This window comes from Pantoea sp. Cy-639, assembly GCF_011752525.1.
Lineage (GTDB): Bacteria > Pseudomonadota > Gammaproteobacteria > Pseudomonadales > Pseudomonadaceae > Aquipseudomonas.
Genome location: NZ_VWXI01000028.1, coordinates 19,255 through 29,398, shown reverse-complemented (window position 1 = coordinate 29,398; position 10,144 = coordinate 19,255). Strand labels below are relative to the sequence as shown.

Sequence of the window (10,144 nt, the reverse complement as noted above, 5' to 3'; positions counted from 1 at the left end):
GAGCACCAGGCTGGCAGCCTCACGCTTGAAGGCTGGGGTGAAAGTACGTCGTTGTCTGCTCATTGAACACCTCTGTGTGGCGATCATCTTCGCCTAAAAAGGTGTCCGGGGTTAGTAGACCACTACAGACACAGCGCAAGGTCGCGAGGTATCCCCATGCCCACAGAAAACAGATCCAGCAACACCGATCAATCTGGGATGTAGGGCATGAAGTCACCAAGCAGGTTGCGAGCAGCAGGCACGGCGTATTCGAGCAACTCCAAAGGAACGTCCCGTTCAAACAGCGTCACCTCAAACTTGAGCGTCTCATCGTTTCGGAAAATCTCGAAGATGATTTGGTCGCCGCGCGAGCACTCAAGGCCCAAACCATCGTGCCCTTCGGTGACGCTTGAGGCTCGGCAAAACGCGTACTCAATTCCATGAACTATCACCGGGTTCCTCCTGAAAAGGCTGAACGTACCCGGAAACGCTCCAGCTGTAACCCCTCTCCCCTCTATTCACTGCCGCGATATGGCGGCCAAGGATTTCCTGTGTCCGAAGTAGACGAACGCGACCTCGAACTGCTCAAGCTGGCCGCTAAAGCAGCACGCCTTGAGATCGAGCCATGCACCTGCCGCGATTCAAAGTGGCCTTTCCGCTTGAAGGGCCAGTCGGGTGTGCGTGCTCACTGGAATCCGTTGATAAACGATGGCGACGCACTGCGCTTGGCCGTACTGATGGGCCGGGGAGACCGCCTGGGCATCCAGATCCACATCGTCGAGCCCTTCGACGGCGATACCGATCCGTACACCGTCGTGGATGCCGGGCGGTTCGGCGAATTCGACATCTACCATGGCGGCGATCCCTTCCGCGCCACTCGCCGGGCGATCGTTGAAGCAGCTGCATCCATCGGGAGCAGATCATGACCCGCCTCGCCCTCTGCCTCCTGCTGCTGGCCACCGGCGCCAGCGCAGACGAGCGCTACATCGACGTGCAGCACGACGCCCGCCGCGGCGTCACCTGCTACATCCTCAACGAGTCGTCGATCAGTTGCATCCCCGACAGCCATCTGCAGGCCGGCAACGAGCGCCAGCTCTCCCCGCACGAACGCGACAACGGACCAACACCAGCGGCCGCGCCGGCGTCCTGGAATGATGAGAGGTATCAGCTGTGAGCAAGAAGAAAACTCAGTTCACCATGGTCTCCAGCGTCGAGCTGGATGAGCTGCGCCAAGACCGGGCTCGCCTCAACGCTCTCGAATCTTGCTGCTGGGATGTCAGCTTCGAAAGCCATTCGAACGGCATGGACGGCGACTACACCATCGGCATCGAGATCATTGGCCACTACATGGGCAAGCCAAGCCGGCGTGTGCTCGGCGAGAACTACAACGAGAACCTGCGCGCCGCCATCGACCAGGCGCTCACCGCTGAGGCATATCCGCCAGAGCGCCCGGAGTACGACCAGTATGGCAATCCCGAGCGGAGGCGCGCATGACCAACCTGACCGAAGTGAAGACCTGCACCTGCCCATCCGGCGACGGCTCACTGCGCTGGCCGTGCCCTGTCCATCCGCCGAAGGAGGCCCAGCCATGATCGCCCTCACCTTCGTCGCCTTCCACCTGTACCGGTGGCCGCGGTGATCCCGCATACCGGCTGGCTACGGCGCCAGCTCGAGTCTGCGCTGATCCTGCTGGCCGCCTGGATCCTTGGTGGCCGCAACGTCACCAGGTCCGGGGTCGTCTCGCGCCGGGACAACAACGAGATGTTCGAGATTGACGGCGACCTACGCGCCATCGCCCGCCGCATCCGCAAGCAGTACAGCGAGTAACCCCTCCCCCAACTACTCAAGCCCGCCGACATGCGCGGGCGAGGATTCATCATGTCCAAAGTACTGCTACGTGACGTCGCCATGGACTGCATTTCCGACATGGCCCAACACCTGCCCGAAGGCTGCGAGCTGTTCGTCATCGCCTGTCGCCCAGGCAAGAGCGATTTCGACCTGGTACTGCCTTCGCCCGAAGCGAACCTGAACAACGCCGTCGATGCTCTACGCCGCCAGGGCTTGAGTATCGACGGCGCCAACATCTACAAGCAGGCCGTGTGCGACCTGGTTGTGGGTGCAATGACCATGGGTAAGCAGAACTACAACCCGCCGCCACCTGGCCATTGGGGGCAACAGTTCTGGGAGATCGGTCGGACCGAAGGCCAGCAGCGTGATGATCTGGTGGCCGCGCTCGAGCACTTGGTCGCGGTCACCTCGCCCGACGCAAACGGCCAGATCGGCGCCATGGAAGAACTCCAGGCGTCCCTCAAGCAAGCCCGCGATCTGATACTGCTGCATCGCGCCTGACACAACCTGCCGCCACCGGCGGCGTGGAGACCATCCCATGGAAACCGAAAGCACCGGTGACGTCGACAAGGTCACCGAGAAACGCATGGCCGAACTGATCGGCTGCACCAAGCGCGCTCTGGAGCACCGGCGCCAAGAAGGCAAGATTCCCGAAGGCGTCTGGATGAAGCACGGCGGCCGGATCATTTACAGCAAGAAGAGGTACGACGAATGGCTGGAAAGCCAATGGATTTACCCCGAGGGGTCGAAATCTTCCGCGGCTCCCTCCGCATACGTTTCACATGGGATGGTGTCCGTCGATGTGAAACGCTCCCCTATCCCCCGACACAAAAAGGGATCAAGGCTGCATCCAGCCTTCGCGATCAGGTAGCCAGCCTCAACAAGCTCGGCCTACTGGACCAAGAGAAATACGCCGAGCTCTTTCCCGGATCCCAGACCGTAGTGGGCGGCAAGCCTACATTCGGTGAGTACGCTCAGCTCTGGCTGGACAGTCGCGAGATCACCCAAGGCACGCACAACAACTACAAGAGCGCGCTGAACCTGTACTGGGTGCCACGGCTGGCCATGGTTCGCATCGACCTGATCACCACCACAGTAATCCGCCGCATCATCACGGAAACCGAATGGACGTCAGCGAACGTCAAGCGCAACGCGATCACTAGGCTGTCTACGATCTTGGCCGCTGCGATGCGAGAGGGCCTACTGAGCAAGAATCCAGCGGAGGTGATCGAACTGCCGAAGCGGTCGCGCAAGGAGATCGATCCGTTCAGCCTCGAGGAGGCAAACGCGATTATCGCCAGGCTGTACGAACATCCCCACTGGCCAAGCCGGATTTACGCCGCGTTGTTCGAATTCATGTTCTTTACCGGGCTCAGACTTTCCGAGGCCCTGGCAGTGCGGTGGGAGGTGATCGACCAGGAGAAAAGGACAGTTCACGTCAGGAGGACCATCGCTCTGGGCGAGGTTGAGGAAAGGACGAAGACAGGGCGGGATAGGTTCGTTCTTCTGAACGAGAGGGCTTTGCGCGCTCTGCAGTACGCCAGGGAGTACGCCGATCGACGAAAGCAAGGGAAAGGATTGGCAGCCAGCACGCCTTACGTGTTCCCCCCGTCAAAGGGGAGTGAGTACGTGAAACACACGTCGGACCTGCACAAGCAGTGGGTTCCAGTGCTGAATGAACTGGGGATCAGGAGGAGACCCCCATACAACTGTCGTCACACCTATGCGACAATATGCTTAATGTCTGGCCTCAACCCCGCATTTATCGCCCAACAGCTGGGTCACAGCGTGCAAATGCTGCTGTCGACGTACGCGCGTTGGCTCAACTCAAGCTCCGACTGGAGCGAGCTGGAAAAGCTCAAGATTGGTATCAAATCGGTATCAGCAGAAAATCCAGCCGCGTAAGTTACTGATAGGTAAGCGCTTTGATCTCCACCGCCAATATCACCATGCAGTTCGGCTCCAAGCCCCTGTTCGAAAACGTCTCGGTCAAGTTCAACAACGGCAACCGCTACGGCCTGATCGGCGCCAACGGTTGCGGCAAGTCGACCTTCATGAAGATCCTAGGCAGCGACCTGGAGCCATCCGGTGGCCAGGTGATGCTCGAGCCGAACACCCGCCTGGGCAAACTGCGCCAGGACCAGTTCGCCTACGAGGAATTCACCGTGATCGACACGGTGATCATGGGCCACGAGCAACTGTACAAGGTCAAGGCCGAGCGCGACCGCATCTACTCACTGGCGGAAATGACCGAAGAAGACGGCATGGCCGTCGCCGAGCTGGAAACCGAGTTCGCCGAGATGGACGGCTACACCGCCGAATCCCGTGCCGGCGAACTGCTGCTGGGCCTGGGCATCCCCCTGGAACAGCACTTCGGCCCGATGAGCGAAGTCGCGCCGGGCTGGAAACTGCGCGTACTGCTGGCCCAGGCGCTGTTCTCGGATCCAGACGTGCTGCTGCTGGACGAACCGACCAACCACCTGGACATCAACACCATCCGCTGGCTGGAAACCGTCCTCACCGCGCGTAACAGCACCATGGTGATCATTTCCCACGACCGTCACTTCCTCAACAGCGTCTGCACCCATATGGCCGACCTGGACTACGGCGAGCTGCGCGTGTTCCCAGGCAACTACGACGAGTACATGACCGCCGCCACCCAGGCACGTGAGCAGTTGCTGTCGGACAACGCCAAGAAGAAAGCCCAGATCGCCGAGCTGCAGACCTTCGTCAGCCGCTTCTCGGCCAACGCCTCGAAAGCCAAGCAGGCCACCTCGCGCGCCAAGCAGATCGACAAGATCCAGCTGGCCGAGGTCAAGCCGTCGAGCCGCGTCAGCCCGTTCATCCGCTTCGAGCAGACCAAGAAACTGCACCGCCAGGCCGTCACGGTCGAGAAGATGGCCAAGTCCTTCGACGACAAGGTGCTGTTCAAGGACTTCAGCTTCACCATCGAAGCCGGCGAACGCGTGGCGGTCATCGGCCCCAACGGTATCGGCAAGACCACCTTGCTGCGTACCCTGGTCGGCGAGCTGACCCCGGACAAGGGTGACGTGAAGTGGACCGACAGCGCCGAAGTGGGCTACTACGCCCAGGACCATGCCCACGACTTCGAAGACGACATGACCCTGTTCGACTGGATGGGCCAATGGACCAGCGGTGAGCAGGTGATCCGCGGTACCCTCGGGCGCATGCTGTTCTCCAACGACGAGATCCTCAAGTCGGTGAAGGTGATTTCCGGTGGTGAGCAAGGCCGCATGCTGTTCGGCAAGCTGATCCTGCAGAAACCCAACGTGCTGGTGATGGACGAACCGACCAACCACCTGGACATGGAGTCGATCGAAGCGTTGAACCTGGCGCTGGAGAACTACCCGGGTACCCTGCTGTTCGTCAGCCATGACCGTGAGTTCGTCTCGTCCCTGGCCACCCGCATCATCGAGCTGACGCCCGAAGGCGTGGTGGACTTCAGCGGTACCTACGACGATTACCTGCGTAGCCAGGGCGTGGTGGTCTGACCGAGACTCGCCGGACGGCACCGCCTCGCTGGCGGTGCCGGAGACCGTTTCCCCCCAACCTATTTCGCAGCCCATCGCCAGCCCCCACAGGAAAGCGCCAGCCGACCTGTGGGGCTGACGAAGCCTGCGACGATCAGCGCTCTCCCCGCTTCTGACGAGCAATTCGTCAGCCTGCTTTCTTTTCTGTCGCGCCCCCATGGTGGCTCACATCCTACCGCCCACCTATGCCCCGATCTTCGCGGCGGCCCGCCCTGTCAGGGGTGCTCCTGATCCTGGTGCTGGCCCACCGCAACTGCACGCTCGGCCGGCTCCGGCGCGCCCAGGGCCTGGCTGAAGAACGCAGCGGTCTCGCTGCGCAGCGAGCGGTGGATGAAACGGCGGTCGACGCCGTCGGCATCCTTGCACAGCGCCGCCATGTGCTGGCGCTGCTCATCGTCGCACGGCGCCATGAACACGAAATGCCCGGCGCCCGACAGCAGCCGGTAGTCCGGCGTCACCGGCAGCTTGCGCGCCAGGGCATCGGCATTGTGCTCCAGCGCCAGCAACTGGTCGTTGTCGCCACTGTAGATCAGCGCAGGCACCTGCACCCCCGCCAGGGCGTGGCGTCCGAACATCAGGCTCAACGGCGCCATCAGCATCACCGCGCCGACCCGCGGGTCGGCGCGGGGCACCAGCTCGCTGTGGTCGGCGATCAGCACACCGTGGGTCTTGCAAGCATCGGCGTCACCCGGGCGCTCCTCGCAATAACGACGCAAGCGGTCGAGGTCGGGCTGCGCGCCGGAGAGTATCAACGCGGTCTCGCCACCGGCCGAGTAGCCGATCACGCCGACCTTGCCATCGTTCAAGTAGGGCGCGAGCAGCTTGTCGTCGCGCACGGCCGTGATCGCCGCGCTGATCTGCAGCGGGCGTCCATAGAGATTGCTCAAGGTGCCCAGGCGGCTATGGTCACGGGCGTTGTCGCCGGGGTGGATCACCGCCACCACCACGAAGCCCTGGCGTGCCAGGCCATTGGCCAGGTCATGCAGGGCCATCGGGCTGCCGACGTTGCCGTGGGAAATCACCAGCAAGGGGAAGTGCCCCATGGCCACCGGGGCCTCTTCGGCCACGTGGGTCTGGTAGCCTTCGATACGGACACTGCGCGCCGTGCTGCTGGACGGGTAGAACACCAGTGCTTGCATCGGCCTGGCATCCACCGGATCGGCCAGGGTCATGCGGTGCAGCCCCGCGACCCAAGGTGCAGCCTCGGCATGGGCGAACAGGCCGGCCAACAAGGCGAAGGCGATCAGGGTGCGGAATCTGGTCATGCGCAGGCACTCCCGCCGGGGCGGACGTATGGCATCAGCTTAGAACTCGGTTCGCTGAACCTGCATGAAAAATGAATGAAAAAAAACCGACCGGCGCAGCAGGCGACGATCGGTCTTTTCAGGCCCTGGTGGGCGATCAGGCGGCAGCGAACAGCTCGCCGGCAATCTGTGCCTGGGCGGCATCGATGGCCTTGGCGCGGTGCTCGGGGCCGTAGGCCAGGCCATGGGCACGGACGATCTCCAGGTCGGTGATGCCGATGAAGCCGAGGAACACCTTGAGGAAGTCCTCATGACCGACACCGGTCGGCTGGCCCTGGTGCAGGCCACCGGCGGTGGACACCAGAATCACCTTCTTGTCGCCGCACAGGCCTTCAGGGCCGGCTTCGGTGTAGCGGAAAGTCTTGCCGGCGACGGCGACGCGGTCGATCCAGGCCTTGAGCTGGGTCGGCACGGTGAAGTTGTACATTGGCGCACCGATCACCACCGCGTCGGCGGCCAGGAACTCTTCCAGGGTCTCGGCGCTGAGCTTGGCTTCATGGGCCAGGGCGGCATCGCGCAGTTCTTCTGCAGTGCCGGCGGCCATCAGGGTGGCGGCGGAGAAGTGGCTGATGGCGTCGGCGGCCAGGTCGCGATACACCACGTCGATGCTCGGGTCGGCGGCTTTCCAGGCGTCGACCACTTCGCGGCTCAGTTGGCGGGAGGCGGAATTGTCGCCCAGGATGCTCGAATCGATATGCAACAGTTTCATGGGACTCTCCTGTGATGGAAGACCGCGGCGGTGGGCGATCACGATGGGGAGAATCCTATCGGCGCAGCCAATAACTGATAAGTCGGCAAAAATGCGTTAGTTTGTTCCACTGCTGGAACAATGGAACCCTCAGATGCAAGATCTCAACGACCTGTTCTACTTCGCCCAGGTGGTCGAAGCCGGTGGTTTCGCCGCCGCCGGGCGGCAATTGGGCATCCCCAAGTCGCGCCTGTCGCGGCGCATCGCCGAACTGGAAGAGCGCCTGGGCACCCGCCTGCTGCAACGCACCACGCGCCAGCTCAAGCTGACCGCGGTGGGCGAGCGCTACCTGCACCACTGCCAGGCCATGCTGCTGGAAGCCGAGATGGCCGATGAAGTGGTGGCCAGCATGTCCAGCGAGCCCCGTGGGCGTCTGCGGGTGTCCTGCCCGGTGGCCCTGGCCCATGCCTTTCTGCCGGATGTCATCAGCCGCTTTCTGGCCCAGTACCCACTGGTGCAGCTGGACATGGTGTTGCTCAATCGACGTGTCGACCTGATTTCCGAGGGCATCGACGTGGCCCTGCGGGTACGCGACCTCGGTGACGAGGACCCGGCCCTGGTCACCCGCCGCCTGCGCCAGGCGCAGATGCACCTGGTGGCCGCGCCTGGGTTCGCCGACCATGTCCGTGAACCTGCGCAACTGGCCGGCTTGCCGGTGCTGGGCGCGGCGCAGGCGGACCGACTGGTGCATTTGCGCCTGTTCGGCCCTGGCGATCGCCAGGAAGAACTCGCCCTCGAGCCGCGTCTGGCCATCGACGACTTCGTCGTGCGCAATGCCGCGGTGCGTGCCGGCCTGGGCTTCACCGCGCTGCCGAGCATGTTCTGCGAAGAGGAGCTGGCCCGTGGCGAGCTGGTGCGCCTGCTGCCAGACTGGTCGCTGCCTGGTGGCTACCTGCAGGCGGTGTACCCGCACCGACGCGGCCTGCTACCGGCCGTGCGAGCCTGGATAGACCACCTGGCGACCTCGTTCGAGGCCTGTGGAGAGCGTTATGTCTGAGAAACGGATGACCCCGGCGCAAGTGGCGGACTTCTGCCTGGCCCTGCCCGGCGCGCAAGAGGACTACAAATGGGGCGGCATCCGGGTGTTCTCGGTGGCCGGCAGCAAGATGTTCGCCATCCAAGGGCTCAGTGGTGACAGCCTGGCGTTCAAGGTCGCCGATGAGCTGTTCCTGGGCTACTGCGATCGCCCGGGGATACAGCCTGCACCGTACCTGGCACGAGCCAGGTGGATCAGCATGGCGCAGCCCTACCCTCTGGGCCGCGACGAGCTGCATGACTTGCTGCGCCGCTCGCACCAGTTGGTGGTGCGGCGTCTGCCCAAGCGCTTGCAAGTAGGCCTGTTGCTGGATTGACGAAGTGCGACTGGCTTTGCCCGATAGCCCGTTTGCGAACCATCGGGCAAGCCTCAGAACAGCCCGAAACCACGTCCGCCAAGGAACAGATGGTCGATCCAGAACACCTGGTGCACCAGAACGATCGCCCAGCACACCAGTTGAAAGGAGAGCTTGCGGGTCTTGTGGCGGAACAATTGCTGGGCCAGCAAGGCGCCCGGCCAGCCACCCAGCAGCTCGCTGGCATGCAGCACCTTCTCTGGCGTGCGCCAGGCCTGGCTGCGGGCTTGCTGCTTGTCCTGCCAGTAAAGCAGCAGGCTGACCAGGCTCATCGCCGGATACAGCCCCAAGGGAAGCCACGACTGCCCGCTCAGCCCCATCTGCAAGCCACCCAGCACCGGCAACAGGCATAGCCCGGCCAGTACCAGCAGCTTGAGGCGCACATGGCGCACGCCCTGATTGTCGGCGCGGCCCCGGGGCTGCGCTGTGGCGTGTTCGCGGGCCATGTCAGGCGTGCGCCGTCGACCAGTCGACCCAGCCGAACTGCCAGGTCGCCAGGATCAACAGGCCGAACGCGATCCGGTACCAGGCGAACACCGCGTAGCTGTGGCTGGCAATGAACTTGAGCAGGCCACGCACGGCGATCATGGCGAAGATGAACGACACCACGAAACCGAGGGCGAACACTGGCAAGTCGTTCGGCTGGAACAGGTGACGGTACTTGTAGCCCGAATAAACGGCAGCACCGACCATGGTCGGCATCGCCAGGAAGAACGAAAACTCAGTAGCAGCCTTGCGCGACAACCCGAACAGCAAGCCACCGATGATGGTCGAGCCCGAGCGCGATGTCCCCGGGATCATCGCCAGGCATTGCACGAAGCCGATCTTCAGGGCGTGGTGCCAGCTCATGTCGTCGACATGATCGACCGCCACGCGGTGCTCGCGGCGCTCGGCCCACAGCATGATGACGCCCCCCACCACCAGCGCCAGGGCGACCGTGATCGGATTGAACAGGTATTCGTGAATCAGGTCGGCGAACAGCACACCCAGCACCACTGCCGGCAGGAAGGCGATCAGCAGGTTGGCGGTGAATCGCCGTGCCGGCGCCTGCGTCGGCAGGCCCACCACCACATCGATGATCTTGCGGCGGAACTCCCATACCACGGCAAGAATGGCCCCCAGCTGGATGATGATGTTGAACGCCATGGCGCGTTCACCACCGAAGTCGATCAGGTCCGCGACGATGATCTGGTGCCCAGTGCTTGAAATCGGCAAAAACTCCGTCAGGCCCTCCACCACGCCCAAGATGATTGCCTGCAAGGCACTCCATAAATCCATCATTCCCCCAGTGAAGCGCTGCCGCAGGCAGGCCCCTTGTTCTTG

15 protein-coding genes are annotated in these 10,144 nt (G+C 62.9%); 10 read left to right on the top strand and 5 right to left on the bottom strand.

Annotation, left to right across the window (positions count from 1 at the left end):
- Nucleotides 1-188: 188 nt before the first annotated feature.
- Nucleotides 189-431: a hypothetical protein gene (locus tag F3J43_RS23025; protein WP_166892659.1), complete on the bottom strand. Its 243-nt coding sequence runs from the start codon at nt 429-431 to the stop codon at nt 189-191.
- A gap of 99 nt (nt 432-530) precedes the next feature.
- On the opposite strand from F3J43_RS23025, the gene F3J43_RS23020 reads away from it, so the two are divergent.
- From F3J43_RS23020 to F3J43_RS22990, 8 genes are all read left to right on the top strand, one after another.
- Entirely contained in the window at nt 531-905 is a 375-nt protein-coding gene (locus F3J43_RS23020; RefSeq protein WP_166892655.1) for a hypothetical protein, read from the top strand.
- Complete coding sequence (locus tag F3J43_RS23015; RefSeq protein WP_166892652.1) at nt 902-1,153, top strand: hypothetical protein; 252 nt, start codon at nt 902-904, stop codon at nt 1,151-1,153. The genes F3J43_RS23020 and F3J43_RS23015 overlap by 4 nt, the downstream gene beginning before the upstream one ends.
- Nucleotides 1,150-1,473: a hypothetical protein gene (locus F3J43_RS23010; protein ID WP_166892649.1), complete on the top strand. Its 324-nt coding sequence runs from the start codon at nt 1,150-1,152 to the stop codon at nt 1,471-1,473. Before F3J43_RS23015 ends, F3J43_RS23010 begins: the two co-directional genes overlap by 4 nt.
- A 141-nt stretch (nt 1,474-1,614) precedes the next feature.
- Nucleotides 1,615-1,806 carry a hypothetical protein gene (locus F3J43_RS23005; RefSeq protein ID WP_166883024.1) on the top strand — a complete coding sequence of 64 codons (192 nt, stop codon included), beginning with the start codon at nt 1,615-1,617 and terminating at the stop codon, nt 1,804-1,806.
- A gap of 51 nt (nt 1,807-1,857) precedes the next feature.
- Nucleotides 1,858-2,328, top strand: coding sequence for a hypothetical protein (locus tag F3J43_RS23000; RefSeq protein ID WP_205298057.1), 471 nt, complete (start codon nt 1,858-1,860; stop codon nt 2,326-2,328).
- 37 nt (nt 2,329-2,365) lie between these two features.
- A complete protein-coding gene (locus F3J43_RS24210) occupies nt 2,366-2,698 on the top strand; it encodes a helix-turn-helix domain-containing protein (protein WP_236248755.1) in 333 nt (110 codons plus the stop codon).
- Nucleotides 2,599-3,732, top strand: a complete 1,134-nt coding sequence (locus F3J43_RS24380) for a tyrosine-type recombinase/integrase (RefSeq protein WP_353618283.1) — start codon at nt 2,599-2,601, stop codon at nt 3,730-3,732. Before F3J43_RS24210 ends, F3J43_RS24380 begins: the two co-directional genes overlap by 100 nt.
- Nucleotides 3,733-3,752: 20 nt before the next feature.
- Complete coding sequence (locus tag F3J43_RS22990) at nt 3,753-5,339, top strand: ABC-F family ATPase (RefSeq protein ID WP_166892641.1); 1,587 nt, start codon at nt 3,753-3,755, stop codon at nt 5,337-5,339.
- 254 nt (nt 5,340-5,593) lie between these two features.
- Here the strand turns inward: F3J43_RS22990 and F3J43_RS22985 are convergent, their stop codons facing one another.
- Together F3J43_RS22985 and F3J43_RS22980 are read right to left on the bottom strand one after the other, a co-directional pair.
- Nucleotides 5,594-6,643, bottom strand: a complete 1,050-nt coding sequence (locus F3J43_RS22985; RefSeq protein ID WP_166892637.1) for an alpha/beta hydrolase family protein — start codon at nt 6,641-6,643, stop codon at nt 5,594-5,596.
- A gap of 136 nt (nt 6,644-6,779) precedes the next feature.
- Nucleotides 6,780-7,391, bottom strand: a complete 612-nt coding sequence (locus F3J43_RS22980) for an FMN-dependent NADH-azoreductase (RefSeq protein WP_166892633.1) — start codon at nt 7,389-7,391, stop codon at nt 6,780-6,782.
- A gap of 133 nt (nt 7,392-7,524) precedes the next feature.
- On the opposite strand from F3J43_RS22980, the gene F3J43_RS22975 reads away from it, so the two are divergent.
- Together F3J43_RS22975 and F3J43_RS22970 are read left to right on the top strand one after the other, a co-directional pair.
- Nucleotides 7,525-8,427, top strand: a complete 903-nt coding sequence (locus F3J43_RS22975) for a LysR substrate-binding domain-containing protein (protein WP_166892630.1) — start codon at nt 7,525-7,527, stop codon at nt 8,425-8,427.
- Nucleotides 8,420-8,782: an MmcQ/YjbR family DNA-binding protein gene (locus F3J43_RS22970; protein WP_166892628.1), complete on the top strand. Its 363-nt coding sequence runs from the start codon at nt 8,420-8,422 to the stop codon at nt 8,780-8,782. The genes F3J43_RS22975 and F3J43_RS22970 overlap by 8 nt, the downstream gene beginning before the upstream one ends.
- 53 nt (nt 8,783-8,835) lie before the next feature.
- On the opposite strand, the gene F3J43_RS22965 is transcribed toward F3J43_RS22970, so the two are convergent.
- Nucleotides 8,836-9,267: a DUF1294 domain-containing protein gene (locus F3J43_RS22965; RefSeq protein ID WP_166892625.1), complete on the bottom strand. Its 432-nt coding sequence runs from the start codon at nt 9,265-9,267 to the stop codon at nt 8,836-8,838.
- 1 nt (nt 9,268) lies between these two features.
- A complete protein-coding gene (locus F3J43_RS22960) occupies nt 9,269-10,102 on the bottom strand; it encodes an undecaprenyl-diphosphate phosphatase (RefSeq protein WP_205298056.1) in 834 nt (277 codons plus the stop codon).
- Between the last annotated feature and the right edge of the window lie 42 nt (nt 10,103-10,144).

Excerpts from the sequence above, each read along its gene's own strand:
- F3J43_RS24210 (WP_236248755.1), top strand. The coding sequence starts at position 2,366 with ATGGAAACCGAAAGCACCGGTGACGTCGACAAGGTCACCGAGAAACGC.
- F3J43_RS22985 (WP_166892637.1), bottom strand. The coding sequence starts at position 6,643 with ATGACCAGATTCCGCACCCTGATCGCCTTCGCCTTGTTGGCCGGCCTG.
- F3J43_RS22980 (WP_166892633.1), bottom strand. The coding sequence starts at position 7,391 with ATGAAACTGTTGCATATCGATTCGAGCATCCTGGGCGACAATTCCGCC.
- F3J43_RS23015 (WP_166892652.1), top strand. The coding sequence starts at position 902 with ATGACCCGCCTCGCCCTCTGCCTCCTGCTGCTGGCCACCGGCGCCAGC.
- F3J43_RS22975 (WP_166892630.1), top strand. The coding sequence starts at position 7,525 with ATGCAAGATCTCAACGACCTGTTCTACTTCGCCCAGGTGGTCGAAGCC.
- F3J43_RS23000 (WP_205298057.1), top strand. The coding sequence starts at position 1,858 with ATGTCCAAAGTACTGCTACGTGACGTCGCCATGGACTGCATTTCCGAC.
- F3J43_RS22970 (WP_166892628.1), top strand. The coding sequence starts at position 8,420 with ATGTCTGAGAAACGGATGACCCCGGCGCAAGTGGCGGACTTCTGCCTG.
- F3J43_RS22965 (WP_166892625.1), bottom strand. The coding sequence starts at position 9,267 with ATGGCCCGCGAACACGCCACAGCGCAGCCCCGGGGCCGCGCCGACAAT.
- F3J43_RS22960 (WP_205298056.1), bottom strand. The coding sequence starts at position 10,102 with ATGATGGATTTATGGAGTGCCTTGCAGGCAATCATCTTGGGCGTGGTG.